This window comes from Janthinobacterium algoris (genome assembly GCF_051380935.1).
Classification (GTDB): domain Bacteria; phylum Pseudomonadota; class Gammaproteobacteria; order Burkholderiales; family Burkholderiaceae_D; genus Janthinobacterium.
Genome location: NZ_JBNYXZ010000003.1, coordinates 69,690 through 88,027, shown reverse-complemented (window position 1 = coordinate 88,027; position 18,338 = coordinate 69,690). Strand labels below are relative to the sequence as shown.

At 63.2% G+C, this 18,338-nt stretch carries 17 protein-coding genes; 10 read left to right on the top strand and 7 right to left on the bottom strand.

Annotation, left to right across the window (positions count from 1 at the left end; translation table 11 throughout):
• Window positions 1-4: 4 nt before the first annotated feature.
• Window positions 5-1,105: an efflux RND transporter periplasmic adaptor subunit gene (locus tag ACQ4W7_RS05345; RefSeq protein ID WP_426074743.1), complete on the bottom strand. Its 1,101-nt coding sequence runs from the start codon at window positions 1,103-1,105 to the stop codon at window positions 5-7.
• A gap of 46 nt (window positions 1,106-1,151) precedes the next feature.
• Window positions 1,152-1,634 carry a DUF2165 family protein gene (locus ACQ4W7_RS05340; protein WP_436528992.1) on the bottom strand — a complete coding sequence of 161 codons (483 nt, stop codon included), beginning with the start codon at window positions 1,632-1,634 and terminating at the stop codon, window positions 1,152-1,154.
• 123 nt (window positions 1,635-1,757) lie between these two features.
• On the opposite strand from ACQ4W7_RS05340, the gene ACQ4W7_RS05335 reads away from it, so the two are divergent.
• Window positions 1,758-2,417 carry a helix-turn-helix transcriptional regulator gene (locus tag ACQ4W7_RS05335; protein WP_436528990.1) on the top strand — a complete coding sequence of 220 codons (660 nt, stop codon included), beginning with the start codon at window positions 1,758-1,760 and terminating at the stop codon, window positions 2,415-2,417.
• On the opposite strand, the gene ACQ4W7_RS05330 is transcribed toward ACQ4W7_RS05335, so the two are convergent.
• Window positions 2,414-3,685, bottom strand: coding sequence for an MFS transporter (locus ACQ4W7_RS05330; RefSeq protein WP_436528988.1), 1,272 nt, complete (start codon window positions 3,683-3,685; stop codon window positions 2,414-2,416). The two genes, ACQ4W7_RS05335 and ACQ4W7_RS05330, sit on opposite strands and share 4 nt — an antisense overlap.
• 112 nt (window positions 3,686-3,797) lie before the next feature.
• On the opposite strand from ACQ4W7_RS05330, the gene ACQ4W7_RS05325 reads away from it, so the two are divergent.
• From ACQ4W7_RS05325 to ACQ4W7_RS05310, 4 genes are all read left to right on the top strand, one after another.
• Entirely contained in the window at window positions 3,798-4,697 is a 900-nt protein-coding gene (locus tag ACQ4W7_RS05325; RefSeq protein ID WP_436528986.1) for a LysR substrate-binding domain-containing protein, read from the top strand.
• Between the two features lie 124 nt (window positions 4,698-4,821).
• The gene (locus ACQ4W7_RS05320; RefSeq protein WP_426074738.1) at window positions 4,822-5,715 is read left to right on the top strand and encodes a LysR family transcriptional regulator; all 894 of its coding nucleotides are present in this window, start codon (window positions 4,822-4,824) and stop codon (window positions 5,713-5,715) included.
• 26 nt (window positions 5,716-5,741) lie between these two features.
• The gene (locus tag ACQ4W7_RS05315) at window positions 5,742-6,074 is read left to right on the top strand and encodes a helix-turn-helix domain-containing protein (RefSeq protein ID WP_436528984.1); all 333 of its coding nucleotides are present in this window, start codon (window positions 5,742-5,744) and stop codon (window positions 6,072-6,074) included.
• 176 nt (window positions 6,075-6,250) lie between these two features.
• A complete protein-coding gene (locus ACQ4W7_RS05310; protein WP_426074771.1) occupies window positions 6,251-6,655 on the top strand; it encodes a VOC family protein in 405 nt (134 codons plus the stop codon).
• Window positions 6,656-6,683: 28 nt separating this feature from the next.
• Here the strand turns inward: ACQ4W7_RS05310 and ACQ4W7_RS05305 are convergent, their stop codons facing one another.
• Window positions 6,684-9,554 carry an insulinase family protein gene (locus ACQ4W7_RS05305; protein WP_436528982.1) on the bottom strand — a complete coding sequence of 957 codons (2,871 nt, stop codon included), beginning with the start codon at window positions 9,552-9,554 and terminating at the stop codon, window positions 6,684-6,686.
• 297 nt (window positions 9,555-9,851) lie between these two features.
• On the opposite strand from ACQ4W7_RS05305, the gene ACQ4W7_RS05300 reads away from it, so the two are divergent.
• The 4 genes from ACQ4W7_RS05300 to ACQ4W7_RS05285 all read left to right on the top strand — a co-directional run bounded on the left by ACQ4W7_RS05300 (window position 9,852) and on the right by ACQ4W7_RS05285 (window position 13,807).
• On the top strand, window positions 9,852-11,264 hold the full coding sequence (locus tag ACQ4W7_RS05300) for a HAMP domain-containing sensor histidine kinase (RefSeq protein ID WP_436528980.1): 1,413 nt from the start codon (window positions 9,852-9,854) through the stop codon (window positions 11,262-11,264).
• Window positions 11,261-11,803, top strand: coding sequence for a hypothetical protein (locus ACQ4W7_RS05295; protein WP_436528978.1), 543 nt, complete (start codon window positions 11,261-11,263; stop codon window positions 11,801-11,803). The genes ACQ4W7_RS05300 and ACQ4W7_RS05295 overlap by 4 nt, the downstream gene beginning before the upstream one ends.
• Entirely contained in the window at window positions 11,800-13,167 is a 1,368-nt protein-coding gene (locus ACQ4W7_RS05290) for a sigma 54-interacting transcriptional regulator (RefSeq protein WP_436528976.1), read from the top strand. The genes ACQ4W7_RS05295 and ACQ4W7_RS05290 overlap by 4 nt, the downstream gene beginning before the upstream one ends.
• A 277-nt stretch (window positions 13,168-13,444) precedes the next feature.
• Window positions 13,445-13,807 carry a BON domain-containing protein gene (locus ACQ4W7_RS05285; RefSeq protein ID WP_426074732.1) on the top strand — a complete coding sequence of 121 codons (363 nt, stop codon included), beginning with the start codon at window positions 13,445-13,447 and terminating at the stop codon, window positions 13,805-13,807.
• A gap of 62 nt (window positions 13,808-13,869) precedes the next feature.
• Here the strand turns inward: ACQ4W7_RS05285 and ACQ4W7_RS05280 are convergent, their stop codons facing one another.
• Window positions 13,870-14,313, bottom strand: a complete 444-nt coding sequence (locus ACQ4W7_RS05280) for a hypothetical protein (protein ID WP_436528974.1) — start codon at window positions 14,311-14,313, stop codon at window positions 13,870-13,872.
• A gap of 283 nt (window positions 14,314-14,596) precedes the next feature.
• Here ACQ4W7_RS05280 and ACQ4W7_RS05275 point away from each other — a divergent pair, with 283 nt between their 5' ends.
• The gene (locus ACQ4W7_RS05275) at window positions 14,597-15,610 is read left to right on the top strand and encodes a bile acid:sodium symporter family protein (RefSeq protein ID WP_436528972.1); all 1,014 of its coding nucleotides are present in this window, start codon (window positions 14,597-14,599) and stop codon (window positions 15,608-15,610) included.
• Here the strand turns inward: ACQ4W7_RS05275 and ACQ4W7_RS05270 are convergent.
• Both ACQ4W7_RS05270 and ACQ4W7_RS05265 read right to left on the bottom strand, forming a co-directional pair.
• Entirely contained in the window at window positions 15,562-17,025 is a 1,464-nt protein-coding gene (locus ACQ4W7_RS05270) for a UdgX family uracil-DNA binding protein (RefSeq protein WP_436528970.1), read from the bottom strand. The genes ACQ4W7_RS05275 and ACQ4W7_RS05270 overlap by 49 nt on opposite strands.
• The gene (locus ACQ4W7_RS05265; RefSeq protein WP_426074729.1) at window positions 17,022-18,254 is read right to left on the bottom strand and encodes a putative DNA modification/repair radical SAM protein; all 1,233 of its coding nucleotides are present in this window, start codon (window positions 18,252-18,254) and stop codon (window positions 17,022-17,024) included. The genes ACQ4W7_RS05270 and ACQ4W7_RS05265 overlap by 4 nt, the downstream gene beginning before the upstream one ends.
• Between the last annotated feature and the right edge of the window lie 84 nt (window positions 18,255-18,338).

The window sequence follows — 18,338 nt, the reverse complement described above, 5'->3', positions numbered from 1 at the left end:
CTCCTTACGAACCGGCCTTGGGCGCGGCGCGCTTGGCCTCGTCCAGGGTGTTGGCCACCGCCTGCACGGCCATGCCGTCGGCCAGTTTCAGCTGGCCCGAGGCGACCACGCGCTGGCCTTCACGCAAGCCGTCAAGAATGGCCACGCGACCCCCGGCCCGCTCGCCCAGCTTGACACTCACGCGCTTGACGGTGAGCGGCTGCTTGCCCTCCTGCTGCGCGACAAACACCGTGTCGCCATACGCGCTGTAGGTCACGGCCGTTTCCGGCACCGTCAGCTGCTGGCCCGCTTCGCGCGCCACGCGCACATTCGCGTACATGCCCGCCTTGAGCGCTCCCCGCGGATTTGTCAGCGCTGCCTGCACTTGCACCATGCGTGAGCGGGCGATCAGCGGATCGATGGCGTTGATCCTGGCTGTAAAAACCTCGCCGGGATAGGCGTCCACCAGCACTTGCACGGCCTGGCCCGGCGCCAGCTTCGCACTGCTCTGTTCATCGAGGGCGAAGTTCACCAGCAGCGACTGCGTATCGATCAAACTGGCCACCGTGTCGGCCGCGTTCAGGTACTGACCCGCGTGCACTTTGCGAATGCCCAGCTGCCCGGCGAACGGTGCGCGGATGGTCTTTTGCGCGATCAGCGCCTCCGTCTGGCGCACGTCGCCCTGGGCCGCGTCGCGCGCGGCCAATGCGCTATCCAATTGCTCCTGCGTGGCGGCCTTTTCCTTGACCATCTGCGCCGTGCGGGCATGGCTGCTTTCCGCGTTTTTCAGCTGCGCGCGCTGGCGCAGCAGGGCCGCCTGCTCCGGCGCGTCATTGAGCTGCACCAGTATGGCGCCGGCTGCCACGGTCTGTCCCGATGCGAAGCGGATCTGCGTGATGCGCCCGCCCGTTTCGGCCGCTACCTGCACCTGGCGCGCCGCTTCCAGTTCACCCACGCCCGCAAAAAAACGCTGCTGCGTGCCCAGCACGACGGGCACGAGGGCCACCTTGGTGGCGGGGTAGGCGGCGGCATCGGCCGCATGTGAGTCGGCACGCGGATAGAGCGCGGCACCGGCGACGGCCAGGGTGATGGCCAGCGCGGAAGCGCCGACGAGTTTCGTATTCATGATGAAGTCCTTTACAACAGGAAAGAAGAGGCGCAGCGGAGGCTGATCAGGTCCACTGCGCGTTGAAAAGAAAGAACAAACCCAAGGTCCACAGCAGCAGCACCAAATGCGTCGTCTGCAAGCCTTCCTGGGCGATCCAGTAGCCGAACCACAGGCCGCCCAGGTGCATCAGCAGCAAAAAGGCGGCCATGGCGCACAAGGCCAGGTTCAGCCAAGGCAGCGCCGCCGTCAGGGAGGCGCCAAAGAACAGCACCACGCCCGTCCAGGCGGTGATGGCGGCCAGCAGTTGCAGCGCCAGCACCACGCCCAGCGATAGCCGGTGCAAGGTCAATGAGGTGAGGGCGCGACGCAGCAGCGGCGTCTGGATGGTGGGGTCCTGGCGCAGCGGGTCCATGCGCATGGTGTTGCCGATGGCCCAGACGGCGCCGTGGAAGGCGTGCAGATTGTTCATCGCGGCCAGGCTGAGCCAGGTGGCCAGGCCGGTAGCGAGGATGGCGTGAAACAGCCAGATGGAGTGCGGAAGTTGCATGGGATTCCAGTCCAAAAAGTGTCTTGCCTGCATGCGGACGTGGAAACTCCTCGACAGCGGGGAGCTACCGGCCTATTATGCAAGCAATTAGTTGGTTAACTGGCCCCATGATAGTTGAGCGAAATGAATTACACAAGTAAACGTTTGGATAATGGCGAGGCACCGCAAACGACGGAGCGCATCCTATATTTCATCAAGACCAAGGGACCCGTCTCCACGGCCACCCTGGCCAAGACCCTGGACATGACGGGCGAGGCGGCGCGTCAGCAAGTGCAAAAGCTGGTGGCGGCGGGCTTGATCGAGGGGCGCCAGGAAGCGCAGGCAGGTGCTGGCCGGCCGCGCCAGAACTGGGTCTTGACGGAAGCGGGCAATGCGCGCTTTCCCGACACGCATGCGCAGCTGACGATCAAGCTGATCGGCTCGGTGCGCCAGCTGTTCGGCGAAGCGGGGCTGGATAAACTCATTACCCAGCGCGAAGAGGAAAGCCGCAGCGCGTATGCGCTGGCATGCTCGGCGCCGGACTTGCCCACGCGTTTGCAGCAACTGGCGGCCGTGCGCGATGAAGAGGGCTACATGGCGCGCGTGGAAGCCGATGGCAACGACTGGCTGCTGATCGAAGACCACTGCCCCATTTGCGCCGCCGCGCGCACTTGCCAGGGCTTTTGCCGCTCCGAATTGCAGCTGTTCCAGGAAGTGGTGGGGCCGGGCGCGACCATCGTGCGCGAACAGCATTTGCTGACGAACGCCATGCGGTGTATCTATCGCATTTCGCCGTTGCCTTAAGTCTTGGGGAACAGCGGCCACGTGCATAGCGCCACCAGCCCCGCCAGCCACCACACGACGGGCCAACTGCTGGCCGCCAGCAGGTGCGGGATGGCCATCGGCGTGAGGAACAGCCCGACGTAGACGGCCGTATTTGCCATGCCCAGGGCCGTGCCCGCATTGGCGCCGCCCGCTTCCGTGGCCAGCTCCGTGTAGGCCACGCCATGCCAGGCGGACACGGCGATGCCGGCAGCCACCACGGCGGCCATCAGCAGCCAGCCGGGCGCGTCCAGTCCGGCGATGCATCCCAACAAGACGAATGAGGCCAGCGCCACCAGGGCCGAGCCGCGCAGGTAGGCGGGCCGGTTCGCGTGGCGGTCCGTGTGGCGTCCGCTCCAGATGCGCATCACCATGGCGCCCGCCTGCAGGGCTACCATCACCGCCGTGATGGCGGCCAGGCCCAGGTGGCCATGGTCGTGCAGGAAGACGGTGGCATAGCTGAGCACGGCAAATTGCGGCACGCACAGCAGGCCGATGGCGGCCACCATGCGCCAGACTTTGCGGTTCTTGAGGGGACCTTGCAGCGGTGGCGGCGGCTTGGCCCCGGACAGGCCCATGGACGCGTTTTGTGGGTCCGTGGCGGCCTCGGCAGAGAAATCGGGTTCATGCATCCATCGCCATGTAAAAAACGCCGACAGGCCGCATACGAGGGCCAGGGCGCCAAACACGGGCATGAAGCCAAAGCGCGATGCCAGGCTGGGCAAGATGAGGGCACCCAAGCCGCCACCGAGCGGCACGGCCGTCTGGCGGATGCTCATGGCGAAACCCCGTTCGCCCGTGCCGAACCAGCGCATCACGGCGCGACCGCTGGCGCCATTCACGCTACCGCCCAGCACGCCCACCAGCGCCAGCCCGGCCGCCAGCGCCCACAAGGGCGGCACGTTACCATCCTGCGGCGTGATCCACAGCAGCAGGGACAGCAAGGCCAGCATGGTGCCTAGCAAGCCTGTCAGCAGCACGGGACGGTCGCCCCAGCGGTCGGTGGCCATGCCCCACGGCAATTCGGTCAGGGCCACGCCCAGGCCCATGGCGCCCAGCGCCACGCCTAGTTGCGTATTGCTCAGGTGATAGCCGCTGCGCAGCCAGATGGCTGTGGTGGGCATGCCGTTGGCGGCGGCGGAAAAGCTGGCATTGGCCGCCACGCCCACGGCCAGCACTTTCCAGCGGTGGGCATCGCCGAGCGCGGGCGTGGAGACGGGAACAGGAACAGCTGGGCAACTGGTGGTCATGGTATGGAGAGGAAAGTGGTTGACCCTGACAGTGTTGCGCGCTACGATCATTCTGAATATCAGATAATTTTCGCTGCACCATCCCATAAAATAGGACGATTGAATCTGCGCCATGAGCCTGCTTAATTTTGACATTGCCTTCTTGCGCAGCTATGTAGCTGGCATCGAGTTGGGCAGCTTTGCCCGCGCGGCCGACAAGGTGGGCCGTTCCACCTCGGCCGTCAGCGCGCAGCTGAAAAAACTCGAGGAGCAAGCGGGCATGCCCCTGTTCCGCAAGGATGGCCGGGGACTGGCGCTAACGCCGGCCGGCGAAGTTCTGCTCGGTTATGCGCGCCGCTTGCTGGAACTCAACGACGAGGCGGCCGTTGCCTTGCGCGGCGCGGAACTGGAAGGCTGGATCAGGCTGGGCTTGCAGGAGGATTTTGGCGAAGCCTTGCTGCCCGACGTGCTGGGGCGCTTTGCGCGCGCGCATCCGAAAGTGCGCATCGAGGCGCACGTGGCGCGTAACACGGCCCTGATGGAAGGCTTGGCCATGGGCCAGCTGGACCTGGCCCTGCTGTGGGGTGGCGCCTGCATCGCCGACGTGGCGCAGTATCCGCCGCAGCAGCGCCAGCATATTGCCGAGCCGGCCATGCGCTGGATCGCTTCGTCCAGCCTGGACTGGCGGCCCGGGTCGGGCGAACCGTTACCCTTGATTACGTTTGACCGCGATTGCCTGTTCCAGCGCTGCGCCACGCAGGCGCTGGACCGGGCTGGCATCGCCTGGCGCACGGCGTTCACCAGTCCCAGCCTGGCCGGCCTGTGGGCCGCCGCGGCCGCCGGGCTGGGCGTGACGGTGCGCACCAGCCTGGGCTTGCCCTCTTCCGTGCGCGCGCTCGATCACGTGGCGGAGGGCTTGCCCGCCCTGCCCCCGCTGTCGCTGGAACTGCTGCGCGCCTCCAGCGTGTCCAGGCCGCCCGTCGAGCGGCTCGCCAGCCTGATCATCGAGTCGCTGCAGCAAGGTGCGGATTGACACGCCTGCACCGTGAGGCAGCCGCTGCTGCGGATGACATCAGTCGCTGGCCCATCATGCTTGCAAACAATGGAATGCTAAGCTTAAAAAATTTCAAAATTGGGAAGCATCGTGAGGCCGCCTTATGTCGAATCGACTGGAAATGTTGCGTATTTTTTGCTGTGCTGCCGAACTGGGCAGTTTCAGGGAAGCGGCCATCCGCCTGGCCATTTCACCGCAGGCCGTCACGCGCGCGGTACAGGAACTGGAACGCTTGCAGGGTGAATTACTGTTTCACCGCAATACGCGGCAGGTGCAGCTCAGCGCATTTGGTGCGAAATTGGCCATTCTTGCGCAGCAAGCCGTGCAGCAAGTGGACCAGTTGTTCGAACACGACGATATCGACAATGGCGATGAACCGGCCGGGCTGGTGCGCCTGACGGCGCCCGCTTCGCTGGCGCGCGCCGTGATTCTGCCGACCCTGACGGACCTGGCCCTGCGCCATCCGAAGATCAATTTCGACTTGCGCCTCAGCGATGAACTGGTCGACGTGGTCAATGAAAAGATCGATATCGGCGTGCGCATCGGCGTGCTGCGCGACAACCGTTTCGTGGCGCGCAAAGTGGCCAAGACGCAGCTGTACGTGGTGGGCACGCCCGAGTGCATCGCGCGCCACGGCAGCCCGGACGTCTTCGACGACTTGAACCGCTTGCCGACCACCGCCATGCATGACCGCAACACGGGCCGCGCCTGGCCATGGCTGTTTGCCGATGGCCAGCACATCTATCCGGCGGGCGCGCGTTTCATGTGCGATGACGCGGAAGCGGAATTGTCCGCCGTGCTGGCAGGACTGGCGTTTGGCCAGCTGCCCAGCTTTCTCGTCGACAGCCACCTGGCCGCCGGTCGCCTGGTGGCCGTCATGCGCGCCGCAGAACCTGTGCCATGGGACATCTATATTTATCGCCCGCAGCGGGGGCCGCTGGCGCAGCGGCTGCGCCTCGTCTTCGATGAGTTGGGCGACGCGCTGTCGAAGCTTTAACTGGCCGCCTGGCGGGCGATCAGCACTTGCACGGGCGTCATGGGGAAGTCGCTGGCCTGGTATCGCTCGATGCGGGCAAAGCCGGCGCTGCGCAAGTGCTGTGCCAGTTCCCCTTGCCGCGCTGGTCCAAGGCTGACATTGCCAAACTGGAGCGCGCCTACGCGCTGATGCAGGAGCCGATGGCGCAAGACCTCACGCTCGACTACCTGTGCGCGCAAGTGGGGCTGAGTTTGTTCAAGTTCAAGCAGGGTTGGCACTACCGCCACAACGACAGCCCGCAAGGCACTCTGCTGGCGCTGCGCATGCAGCTGGCAAAGTTGCTGCTGGAAAATGCTTGCCAGGTGGCGCAAGCGAGCTGATAAACGGGCTGATAAACCGGGCTGATAAACCGGGCTACCGCCACCCGGCCAATTTCAGTGCCGCATTTAGCCGCCATTTCGACTACGCGCGCAAGACCGTGGCGCGCGCGAAGCGCTGAAAAGCCGGTGTAGAATCGGCGGGCAAGATGTACTCATTCGACTTACAAGGAGACATGATGGCCCGCAAAATCTTTGTCAATCTGCCCGTGCAGTCGCTTGAGCGTTCCGTGGCCTTTTTCACGGCACTGGGCTTCAGTTTCAATGCCTATTTCACCGATGAAACGGCGACTTGCATGATCGTCGCCGACGATATCTTCGTCATGCTCTTGACGCACGAAAAATTCAAGCAATTCACGCCCAAGCAGCTGTGCGATACCAAGGTGGCGACGGAAGTGCTGGTGTGTTTGTCGGCCGAGAGCCGGGGCGAAGTCGATGACCTGGTGGCAAAGGCCGTCCAGGCGGGCGGCAGCATTTACAAGGAGCCGATCGATTTCGGCTTCATGTATGGCCACAGTTTCCAGGATCCCGATGGGCATCAATGGGAGTTGATGTACATGGAAGCGAATTCAATACCGCAATAGTTGCGGTATTGAATCCGGCACGGCGCTCTTAGCTGGCCAGCGCCAGCAGGTCGACCACTTCCAGGCCTGCCAGGTCTTGCGTCGTGTTGCCCGCAAACGCGGCGCGGCTTTGCTGGCCGTTTTTCAGCCAGGTGCGCGTGACTTCCTTGATCTGGCTCAAGGTGCAGGTCAATACGCCGGTGCGGAACTGCTGGCGCACGGCTTCCGTCGTGCCCCGCTGCTGCATGTTCCACGCCGTCAGCGCTTCCGCGTACGGCGAGTGCGGCTTGTCGAGACCCTTGATGACACAGATGATGGCTTCTTCCACTTGCTCTTGCGAGAAATCGCCATCGAGGATTTGATCCAGGGTCGTGCCGAAGTCGGCGAACGTGCCGGCCAGGCGCGGATCGCGGTAGGAACTCAGGGTGAACGTGCCGGCGCCGGCCGCATAGCTGGCGCTGCCGCCATACGCGCCGCCTTTTTCGCGCAGGGCCGTATGCAGCACCTGGTTGGTCATCAGTTCAGCGGCGACAGCCAGGGCGGCAGCGTCCGGATTGTGCACGCCAGGCACGGCCCAGGAAACGAAGCAATGGTTGATCTGGCTCGTCGCATGCAGGGCAGTGTTAGCCAGTGGCAATGCTGCTGGTGCCGCCGTGTCGCTTGGCGTAGCCGCATCCGTGCTAGCCGTTGGCAACTCCAGCAAGCGGGCCAGGGTGATGCCATCTTGCTCCAGGCCGGCGCACAACACGGTTGGCGCCTGCGCGATGATGTGCGCGTGCAGGGTGTCGAGCTCGCGCGCGATTTCCTGCAAGCCTGCCGACGTCTTGCTCAGTTGCTGCAAACGGCGGTAGAACGGCAGCGCGGCCGGGCCGCCGACAATGTCGTCGAAGCGGCGCGTGGGCGACAGGGGCGCTGCCGAGGCCAGCATGGCGTAGCGGTTGCCCGATTCGGCCAGGCTGCTCAATTTGTCCTGCACCAGGCTTTCGATCAGGAAGGCCAGGCGCTCTTCTTCATCGAAGCGGGGCTTGGCGATCCAGGCCGACAGCACGGCGGCAATCGCCGCGTGTTCTTCGCGCAAGCCGCTGGCCGAGAACGAGAGTTCCACGCGCATCGCTTGCTGCGGACGGGGAATGGCTTCCAGGCCGATGTGGAACGAGGGCACCATGCTCTGGCGCCAGGCGCTGGCGTCGTCGAACGACATGTCGCCCACGCCCAGTTCCGGCGCCAGGTCCGTGTACAGGCGCAGCCATGGCCACGACGCTTCCGGCAGGCTCGACACGTCGTACAGCACGTTGGCATAGCTGATGCCGTTCGATGCGATGGAAAACGCCACGGCGCCGTCGATCGCCGGGGGGATCGGCAAGGCCGGACGCGGCGCGGCGCTGACATCGCCAGGGCGGATGCGTGGCAAGACTTCCGAATTCGATGGCAGTTGCTGATGCGCTTCCAGCGCGGCCGATTCGGCGATGATGTGTTCGCGCTCGGCATCCGTCAGCTGCGCTTGCAGGGCCGCCAGCTTGGCGTCTTCCTGGGCCGCGCGGTCCGTGAAGTAGGCGCTGTCGGGCACCACGTGCGTGGTCAAGCGGGTCGGATTGGCGATCAGTTCGCGCACCAATTGCTTGAAGAATTCCGGGTCTTCGATCTGCTGTTCCAAGGTTTCCAGGATGGCTGCATTGTCGAAGGCATCCATCACATCGCCGCCATACATGGCCAGCGGCAAGGCGTGCAGCAAGCGTCCCAGGCCGTAAGGCATGCGGCCGCTGCTGATCTCGCGCTGGCTGTACTTGATGTCGCGCAAGGCAGCGTGCAGCACGGCGGCCGGGATGCCCTCTTCCGCCGTTTCTTCCAGGGCCGTCCAGATGCGCTGGTGCGCATCGGTGATCTGTTCCTGGGTTAAACCTTCCATGCCGATGTGGAACACCATCTGGCGGATGCCCGCGTCGCGGCCATTCATGTCCGATGGGCGGCCATAGCCGGCCGATTCCATGGCACGCATGACGGGCGCCGAGGATTCACCGAGCAAGCCGTGCGACAGCAAATGCGCGTGGTAGTAGGCGATGGGGTCGCTCGACTCGCCCATCAGCCAGGCGAATTGCAGGCCGAACTCATCGTCGCGCGCTTCCTGCGAAGGAATTTTCACCACGTTTTCCTGCGGCGTGGTCCACGCGGGAGCCAGTTGCGGCAAGCGGCGCTCGGAAAAACCGCTGAGCTTGGACAGCACGCGTTCGGCAACCTGCTCTTGCACGGCCGACGCTTCGATATTGCCGGCAGTCATGATCACGGCTTGCGAAGGATGGTAATGGCTGGCGTGGAATTCTTTCAGCATGGCATGCGTGAGTTCCGGGATCACCAGCGGATCGCCGCCCGATTCCACTTCATACGTCGTGCCCTTGAGCAAGGCGCTGGCGATGCCGCTGTCGAGCGCGCGCATGGGGCTGTTGAAGGCGCCCTTCATTTCATTGAAGACGATGCCTTGGTACACCAGCTTATCGCCTTCGAACGCATGGCGCCAGCCTTCCTGGCGGAAGTTCAGGTAATCGAGGTTCGGGAAGAAGGCGGCATCGAGGTAGACGTCGAGCAAGTTGAAGAAATCCTTGCGGTCGGTGCTGGCGAACGGGTACACGGTGCGGTCCGGATAGGTCATCGCATTCATGAAGGTGGCCGTCGAGCGGCGCAGCATCGAGAAGAAGGGGTCGCGCACCGGGTAGCGCGACGAGCCGCACAGGGCCAGATGCTCGAGGATGTGGGCACGCCCGTCGCTCACTTCCGGCACAGTGGGAAAGGCCACCAGGAACACCATCTCAGCCTGCTCGGTATGCATGTGGATATGGCGCATGCCCGTTGCTGGCTCGACATATTGCTCGATGGTTGCCTGCAAGACTGGAATGAAGTTGCTGCTGACTTTTTCAAATGTGCTCATGCGGTATGGGATCTCTGCGGTAGGTGATACGGATAGTCGGTTGGGCTGCATGACATGTGGGGGCAAAGTGGCACAATGCCAGGGCTGGCCGCCAGGGCGGGGTGCCACTTTGATGCCTGTATGAAGTTTTCCCTATTGTACTAGGAGTATCTGCGCGCCGCCGCCGAGGCTTGCTTGTCGGACGCAAAAGCAACAATATTGCTAAATAAACTATTTGTGGACAGGTGGCGCCCTGGGATGGAGGCTTAGCGTACCATGCGCCTTTTCCCCTTGCTGACTGATCCGAAGGCGCTTACCTTGTCCAGACTGTCCTTTCGCCAACTGTTATTTGCCGCTTTCATTTTGACGACGGGCATTTTGACAGCCACCTCCGTGCAAGCCCTGCTGACCCTGGAGTACCTGGCGCGCCTGGGGCGCGAGACGGCGGCGCAGGCGATTGCCCTGACGGAACAGTCGCAGCGTTTGTCCGAGCGCACCCTGGCCATGGAGCGTAGCGCGCGCCAGTTCCTCGTGCTCGATGATCCCGTGTTCCGCGAGCGCTACGCGGCGGCCCGCGACGAAGCGACGGCGGCGCTGCAGTTGCTGAACCGCGCCACGCCCGAGTTCGCGCCCCAACTGGCCGACGAGTGGATGGTGCAAGCGCAAGCGGCCTGGGAAGTGTTGCAAGCGGGAAAACGTCGCAAGCGCGATGGCCACGCCGTCGTCTACCGCGCGTTTGCCCGCATGACGCAGATCAATGACCGCCTGGCGCGCGAAAGCAAGACGGAAATCGGCAGCCGCAACGATGCCTTGCTGGCCGAGCTGGAACGCCAGCGCCGCGTGCTGAGCGTGCTGGTGGGCGGCGCCGTGTTGCTGGCGGCCGTGCTGGCCACCTGCTTCGGCTTCTTGCTGTCGCGTCCGCTGCGCCGCATCGAGACGGCCATCGGGCGCCTGGGCGACAAGCGCTATGACCAGCCCATCGTCGTCGGTGGCCCGGCTGACACGCGCCGCCTGGGCCAGCAGCTCGATTGGCTGCGCCAGCGCCTGGCAGACCTCGACGCGGACAAGGAACGCTTTCTGCGCCACATCTCGCACGAACTGAAGACGCCGCTGGCGGCCCTGCGCGAAGGCGTGGCCTTGCTGGAAGACGAAGTGGCCGGCAAGCTCAGCGATGGCCAGCGCGAAATCGCCGGCATCCTGCAGCAAAACACGGCCTCCTTGCAAACCCAGATCGAAGACTTGCTGCGCTACAATACTGCCGCCTTTGACGCCCAGCATCTGGCACGCAGCAAGGTCGACTTGCTGGTCTTGCTGCAAGATGTGGTGGCCGGGCAGCGCTTGCAATGGCTGGCGCGCCGCCTGACCGTCGAGGTGCAGGGCGAATCCTTGAGCGTGCAGGCCGACCGCGACAAGCTGGCGACGGCCTTGGCGAACCTGCTGTCGAACGCCGTGCGCTTCAGCCCGGAAGGCGGCACCGTGCGCTTTACCTTGTCCAGCGAAGGCGGCCGTGTGCGCATCGACTGCATCGATGAAGGCACTGGCGTGGCGCCCGAGGATGCCGCGCGTATTTTTGAACCGTTTTACCAAGGAGTGCGCCAGGCGGCCGCCGCGCGCAACGGCAATGGCATTGGCCTGTCCATCGTGCGCGAATATGTCGCCGCCCACGATGGCAGCGTGACTCTTTTACCGCGCCCCGCTGGCGCGCATTTTCGGATAGAACTGCCCTTATGATGACGAGAATTTCCCTGGCTGGCATGGCGGTCTGCGCGCTGCTATTGGGCGCTTGCGCCGCCAAGGCCCCCACCCAGACGCCCGTGCTGGTGCAAACGCCGCCGCGCGTCGTGGTGGTGATGGACCCCCAGCTGGCCGAACTGCTGGCGTATCAAGGCGCCTTGCGCCTGATGACGCCGTCGGAACTGGTGAAAGCGCAGCTGGACCTGGCGAAGGCCGATCACGCGCCGCACAGCACCGTCCGCCGCGCCATGCTGCAAGCGGCCTTGCGTGGTGCCGGCGACCTTGCCCGCGCGCAAGCGCTGCTCGAACCATTGCTCACGGCCACGGGCAAGGATGCACAATTGCTGGCGCCGCTGGTGCAATTGCTCAGCAGCCAATATGCGGAACTGCGCCGCCAGGAAGACAGCATCGATAAGCTCAACACCCAGTTGCGCGACGCCCAACGCCGTATCGATCAGCTCAATGAAAAACTGGAAGCGCTGAAAAACATCGAGCGCAGCCTGTCCGTGCGCCCAGCCGCAGGAGTGCCGAAATGAGCGAGCACGCCCACATTTTATTGGTCGACGACGACCCTGACCTGCTGCGCCTGCTGACCATCCGCTTGAAAGCGGGCAATTATCGGGTCACGGCCGTGGGCAGCGCGGAAGCGGCGCTGGCCCGCCTGGCCGTGGAATTGCCGGCCTTGGTCATTACTGACGTGCAATTGCCGGGCCGCGATGGCCTGGCCCTGTTCGATGAAATCCGCCGCCAGCATGCGGCCCTGCCCGTCATTTTGCTCACGGCGCATGGCACCATCCCCGACGCCGTCGAGGCGACGGCGCGCGGCGCGTTTGCCTACCTGACGAAGCCGTTCGATGGCAAGCTGCTCATGGAAAAGGTGGCGTATGCCATCAACCTGTCTACCGTCATGCCGGCACCAGCGTCCGGCGACGAGAGCTGGCGCGCCGAGCTGATCAGCCGCAGCGCGCAGATGGCCGAGCTGCTGGCCGAAGCCAAGCTGGTGGCCGGCTCGGACGCCAGCATCCTGATCCGTGGCCCCAGTGGCACGGGCAAGGAGTTGCTGGCGCGTGCCCTGCACAACGCCAGCCGCCGCGCCAAGGCACCTTTCATCGCCGTCAATTGCGGCGCCATCCCCGAGCAGTTGCTGGAATCGGAACTGTTCGGTCACGTGAAGGGCTCGTTTACGGGGGCCGTCGGCAACCGTGAAGGCCTGTTCCTGGCGGCCGATGGCGGCACCTTGTTTTTAGATGAGATCGGCGACATGCCGCTGCCGCTACAGGTGAAACTGCTGCGCGTGCTGCAGGAGCGGGCCGTGCGCCCCGTCGGTGCCGACCAGACGCGTCCCGTGGATGTGCGGCTCTTGTCCGCCACGCACCGCGACCTGGACGTGGCCATGGCGGAAGGGCAATTCCGCGAAGACTTGTATTACCGCCTGAACGTGGTGACCCTGACCCTGCCGTCGCTGGCCGAGCGCCGCGAAGACATCGCCCTGCTGGCGAATCATTTCCTGCAGAAACTGGCGGCCAAGTACCAGAAGCCCCTGAACGGCTTCGCGCCCGACGCCCTCACTGCCTTGGTCAGCGCGCCATGGCCCGGCAACGTGCGCCAGCTGGTCAATGTGGTCGAGCAAGTGTGCGCGCTGGCCACGGCGCCGCTGGTACCCCTGAGCCTGGTGCAACGGGCCTTGCGCGTGCCGTCGCTGGAAGCGCTCAGTTACAACGAAGCCAAGCAGCGCTTCGAGCGCGACTACCTGATTCAATTGCTGCGCCTGACGGACGGCAACGTGGCCGACGCGGCCCGCCTGGCCGACCGCAACCGCACGGAGTTCTACCGTTTACTACAGAAATACGAGCTGACGCCGGCCCTGTTCCGGCTTGACGGCGACCCTGTCGCTGAATAGCGACAAAAATAAAGCATGGATAATCAAAGACTTACCGAGAAATATTGATTGTCTTGCCACAAGCTGTCGCTGTCAGGCGACAAAAAGCCCCGTTTTTCGGGGCAGATCCGGCTGAAACGGGCTGGAAAAATCGGGTTTGCAAGTAAGTCGTTGATTTTGAAGGTAATTTAAAAGCTGGCACGGTGCTTGCTGTATGGGTATATGTGACGCTTCAACGTGTTGCTGTTTATTGCTATAGCCAAGTAAGAAGCTTTTAACTTCATTGAGAGGAACTACCATGCAAACATCGAAACTGTTCAATACCCTAGTCGCCGCTATCGTACTGTCGGGCGCCTCGATCACCGCTTCGCATGCAGCTGACTCCGCCCCAAAAGCACAAGCTCCTGCTGACACCGTAGTGGCCGCCAACGCTGCCGCTGCCATCCCTGATGAAACCATCACTTCCTCGGCCAAGGCCGCCCTGAGCGCCGATGCGCAAGCCGCTGCCCTGCCAGTGAAGGTAGCAACCCAGCAAGGTGTCGTTGTGCTGTCGGGCGATGTGCCGAGCGCCGAAGCGGGTGACCGCGTCGTGCAGATCGTCGCTTCCGTGAGCGGCGTGAAAGAAATCAAGAACGAGCTGAAAGTCAAAGCCGCCGGTTAATCCCTCGCGCTGTACTTTACTCCGGGTTGCCCTGTCTGCGGACAGGGCATTTTTTTGACTATTCAATTGGCCTTGACGGTTTCGGAAGCTGCTTGCGGGGACGGCAGTGCCACCGGGGCGGTGGCGATGTCCCGCATCTGGATAGTTGTCGTATTGGGATAATCAAAGCCCGCCCCCGTGTTCCGGTCGACAATGTAGCCGATGCCGCCGCCCAGGAGAATATTGCCCCATACGGCACCATTCGACTTCGATACCAAAGTCGAACTCCCTGACAGATTGCCTTTCTTGCAGTCGACGATCATGTCGCCAGTACTCTTATGCACCATAACGCTACCTGGGCTGACAAGGAACCAGTTACCTGCATCGTTGCTGAGATTGCAACCAATGCCGGATACTTCCTTGCTGTCATGGATGGTTTGGATAGATACCGGTTGAAATTTTTCGCCCGCGACGGATGCGCAGCCAGTCAACGCCAGTGATGCTAAAACAATAGATAACTTAAACATATTTACCCTAGATGTAGTTGTAATTTTCAAAACAAATCAGTGTAAATTGGCATTGTTTATTTATCTATGAAAATATTTTAATTGTGGAAATTTTGTTTCTTTTTAGATGAATCACTGGAAGCGCAAATAATGCGACAGCAAAGCCCCTGTCATTCTTACAGCATCATTTCTAGCAATGAGGAATCAAATTCAACGGTAGAATAGCCGGCACTGGCGCCGCTCCCGGCGCTGTTTGTCATACCCGGCACAGTGTTGCAAGACTGCGCCGCTACCAGGTTACCGCATGTCTTCTTTTTCTACCGCTGCCCTGTTGCGCAATCTGAAACCCGATAGTTTTACCGTTGCTCTGCTCGTCACCGTGGTGCTGGCCACGTTCCTGCCTTGCACGGGCATGACGGCGGTGGTCTTCGGCAATATCACCACCGTTGCCATCGGCGCCCTGTTTTTCCTGCACGGCGCCAAGCTGTCGCGCGAAGCCGTGGTGGCCGGCGCCATGCACTGGCGGCTGCACTTGCTGGTGCTGGCCAGCACCTTTGTCCTGTTTCCGCTGCTGGGTCTGGCCCTGCGTCCGTTGGCGCTGACGTTTCTGACGCCCGACCTGTACATGGGCATTTTGTTTCTGTGCGCCCTGCCATCCACCGTGCAATCGTCGATCGCCATGACGGCCATGGCGCGCGGCAACGTACCGGCTGCCATCTGCAGCGCCTCGGCCTCGAATTTCATCGGTATTTTCCTCGCCCCCATCCTGGTCGGCTTGCTGGTGGCCAAGGGCGCGGAAAGCAAGTCGTCGGTGGACGCGGTGCTCGCCATCGTCATGCAGTTGCTGCTGCCATTTTTGGCCGGCCAATTCCTGCGCCGCTGGATCGGCCGCTGGGTCGACCGTCACAAGGCCACCTTGAAGTACGTCGACCAGGGCTCGATTTTGCTGGTGGTCTACACGGCGTTCAGCGAAGCCGTCAGCGAAGGCCTGTGGCATACGATCTCGGTGGAAACCCTGGTCGCGCTGGGCCTGATCAGCCTGCTGCTGCTGGCGCTGGTGCTGGGCATCTCGACCTTTGTCAGCCGCCGCCTGGGTTTCAACAAGGAAGATGAAATCGCCATCGTCTTTTGCGCATCGAAGAAAAGTCTGGCCAGCGGCGTGCCTATGGCCAAGGTGCTGTTCTCCACGCGTTCGCTGGGCATGGTGATTTTGCCGCTGATGTTGTTCCACCAGATCCAGTTGATGATCTGCGCCGTGATTGCGCAGCGCTATGCGCGGCGTGATGCGGGGGAGGAAGTGCCTGCGTCGACGCTGTGATCCTGGTCTTGTAGTAGCCGCATCGCCTGCTGCAGCCCAGCAATAATCACCGCATACGCCTGCCGCCAGCTGGCCTCGTCCGGCGCGCGCAGCACATATGAGGGGTGATACACGGCAACCAGCCAGCGCCCGTCGTGCTGGATGGGCGTGCCGATCAGCGGCGTCATGGTGGCTGTGCCATCTTGCAGCACGGACTTTAACGCCGTGCTGCCCAGCGCCACGATCACCTGTGGTTTGACATGATCGATCTCTTCTTCCAGCCAGCCATGGCAGGCGAGGATTTCGCGCTGCGCGGGCGTCTTGTGCAGGCGGCGCTTGCCGCGCGGTTCCCACTTGAAATGCTTGACGGCGTTGGTCAGATAGATGCTGTCGCGCGCCATGCCCGCATCGTGCATCGCTTGGTCCAGCAGCGCGCCGGCCGGGCCCACAAACGGCAGTCCCGCCAGGTCTTCCTGGTCGCCCGGTTGCTCGCCGACGAGCATGATGCGCGCCTGTTGCGGGCCGCTGCCGGGCACGGCTTGCGTGGCGTGTTGCCACAGTTCGCAGCGGCGGCACTGGTCCAAAGTGGTGGCTGCCGCGCGCGCGGGCTGGGCGCGCTCGGCGGAAATCGGGATCATGGTGGCGCCACTGCGCTGGCCCACGCTAGCGGTCTGCCCCGTGCGCCGTTCGCCATTCGCGGCGCCGCTGAGCATGGCGGGCACGATGGCTCCTTCAGGCAAGTTCTTCCAGAAACGCGAGGGGATATGGCTGTGCAGCAAGTCCGCATTCACGCGCGCCGGGTTGAAGATGCTGCGGTAATACGTCAGCCACAGCGCTTCGCCCGCGTCATCGATGTCGGCTGCGCCGCGCAGCAATGCGGGGCCGGCGCGCAAGGTCGTGCCATCCCACAGCATGGTGGCCGTGGGCGTGGCGATCATCCAGCTGATGGTGCCCATGCGGCGCGCGAAATGGCGCGCCACTTGCGGCAGTACGTCGTGGGTCGGCTCGAACCAGGCGACAAAACGGGGGGCACCGTCACTTTCGGCCCGCTCGCGGAAGCGTACATACGCGTGCATGTCGTGCTCTTCGCGGTGTACGGCCTTGGCCATGGCGTGCAGGCGCGCGCCGTCCGTATCGGCAGGCGACATCACGTCGTGCTGGCCCAGTTGCCAGCGCCACAGCACCTGGTACAGGAAGGCCCAGCGGTCGGCGGCGCTGAAACAGGCGGCAGCCTCCAGCAGTTCCACCAAGGGACGGGGCAGGCGCAGCAGTGGCGCGCTGGTATCCGTTGCATCTGGCGTGGAGGAAAACAGGTCGCCATCACCGGGTTGCGACTGCCAGGCAACGTCGGCAGGTGGCACGCCGCGCGCGATCAGTTCGCGTGCGGCCGCGCGCCACTCGTCGAACGACTGCGCCAGCCGCACCATCGTACTCATGCGGCCTGCAGCTCCGGCCATAAATTCATCTGCCGCGGCACATCGGCCATAGTGCGGCGCAGCTGTTCCGAGGCGGTGGTGTCGCGCGCGGGAAAGTAATCAGCCGTAATGATGAACGGCGCAATCTTTTTCATGCTGCAGCGCAGGCGCGACAAATCGGCGTAGCGCACCTGCCGCAAACGGCGCAGGTCGACGATGCGCTGCGCATTGCGCAAGCCGATGCCGGGCACGCGCGCGATCATGTGCTGCGCCGCGCGGTTCAAGTCCAGCGGAAAATGTTCGCGGTGCGCCAGCGCCCAGGCCAACTTGGGATCGATGTCGAGCGCCAGGTTGCCGCCCGTACTCGGGAGCAATTCGCTGGCCTGAAAGCCATAGCTGCGCAGCAGGAAATCAGCTTGGTACAGCCGGTGTTCACGCAGCATGGGCGGCGGCGCCAGCGGCACGCTGTTCGGGCTGTCGGGGATCGGGCTAAAGGCCGAATAGTAAACGCGCTTGAGCTTGTAGCTGCCGTACAGGGTCTCGGCCGTGGAGAGAATTTGCTGGTCGTCGCTGGCGTCGGCGCCGACGATCATCTGTGTGCTCTGCCCTGCCGGCGCGAAACGCGGCGAGCGCGGTTCTTCCGCCTTTTCATCGAGCTTGCGGCGGATCGCCCCCATCGCCAGCTTGATCGTGTGCACGCTTTTTTCCGGCGCCAGCTTTTGCACGCTGTCTTGCGTCGGCAGTTCGATATTGACGCTGAGCCGGTCGGCATAGCGGCCCGCCTGCGCGATCAGGCCCGGATCGGCATCGGGGATGGTTTTCAGATGGATGTAGCCGCGGAATTGGTGCACCTCGCGCAACTCGCGCGCCACTTGTACCAGCTGCTCCATCGTGTAGTCGGCCGACTGGATGATGCCGGAACTGAGGAACAGGCCGTCGATGTAGTTGCGCAGGTAAAAGTCGGCGGTGAGTTTCACCACTTCGGCCACCGTAAACCGCGCGCGCGGTACGTTCGAGCTACGGCGGTTGACGCAGTACTGGCAATCGTACAGGCAGTAATTGGTCAGCAGCACTTTCAGCAGCGAGACGCAGCGCCCGTCCGGCGTGTAGCTGTGGCAAATGCCCATGCCGGAGGTGGCGCCAAAGCCGTCCTTGCCGATGGAATCGCGTTTGGGCGCCCCGCTGCTGGCGCAGGACGCGTCGTACTTGGCCGCATCGGCCAGGATTTCCAGCTTGTCTGTCAGTTCCATGGGGTGCCTCGGTATACTGTGTTTATATACAGTATATCAGGGAATCGACCTTGTGCTGTCTTGACTTGTGCCATGGTAGAACGC

Coding starts and splice junctions, on each gene's coding strand:
- ACQ4W7_RS05295 (WP_436528978.1), top strand. CDS start 11,261: ATGATGACGAGAATTTCCCTGGCTGGCATGGCGGTCTGCGCGCTGCTA.
- ACQ4W7_RS05280 (WP_436528974.1), bottom strand. CDS start 14,313: ATGTTTAAGTTATCTATTGTTTTAGCATCACTGGCGTTGACTGGCTGC.
- ACQ4W7_RS05325 (WP_436528986.1), top strand. CDS start 3,798: ATGAGCCTGCTTAATTTTGACATTGCCTTCTTGCGCAGCTATGTAGCT.
- ACQ4W7_RS05275 (WP_436528972.1), top strand. CDS start 14,597: ATGTCTTCTTTTTCTACCGCTGCCCTGTTGCGCAATCTGAAACCCGAT.
- ACQ4W7_RS05340 (WP_436528992.1), bottom strand. CDS start 1,634: ATGCAACTTCCGCACTCCATCTGGCTGTTTCACGCCATCCTCGCTACC.
- ACQ4W7_RS05345 (WP_426074743.1), bottom strand. CDS start 1,105: ATGAATACGAAACTCGTCGGCGCTTCCGCGCTGGCCATCACCCTGGCC.
- ACQ4W7_RS05305 (WP_436528982.1), bottom strand. CDS start 9,554: ATGAGCACATTTGAAAAAGTCAGCAGCAACTTCATTCCAGTCTTGCAG.
- ACQ4W7_RS05285 (WP_426074732.1), top strand. CDS start 13,445: ATGCAAACATCGAAACTGTTCAATACCCTAGTCGCCGCTATCGTACTG.
- ACQ4W7_RS05290 (WP_436528976.1), top strand. CDS start 11,800: ATGAGCGAGCACGCCCACATTTTATTGGTCGACGACGACCCTGACCTG.
- ACQ4W7_RS05330 (WP_436528988.1), bottom strand. CDS start 3,685: ATGACCACCAGTTGCCCAGCTGTTCCTGTTCCCGTCTCCACGCCCGCG.
- ACQ4W7_RS05270 (WP_436528970.1), bottom strand. CDS start 17,025: ATGAGTACGATGGTGCGGCTGGCGCAGTCGTTCGACGAGTGGCGCGCG.
- ACQ4W7_RS05320 (WP_426074738.1), top strand. CDS start 4,822: ATGTCGAATCGACTGGAAATGTTGCGTATTTTTTGCTGTGCTGCCGAA.
- ACQ4W7_RS05265 (WP_426074729.1), bottom strand. CDS start 18,254: ATGGAACTGACAGACAAGCTGGAAATCCTGGCCGATGCGGCCAAGTAC.
- ACQ4W7_RS05335 (WP_436528990.1), top strand. CDS start 1,758: ATGAATTACACAAGTAAACGTTTGGATAATGGCGAGGCACCGCAAACG.
- ACQ4W7_RS05310 (WP_426074771.1), top strand. CDS start 6,251: ATGGCCCGCAAAATCTTTGTCAATCTGCCCGTGCAGTCGCTTGAGCGT.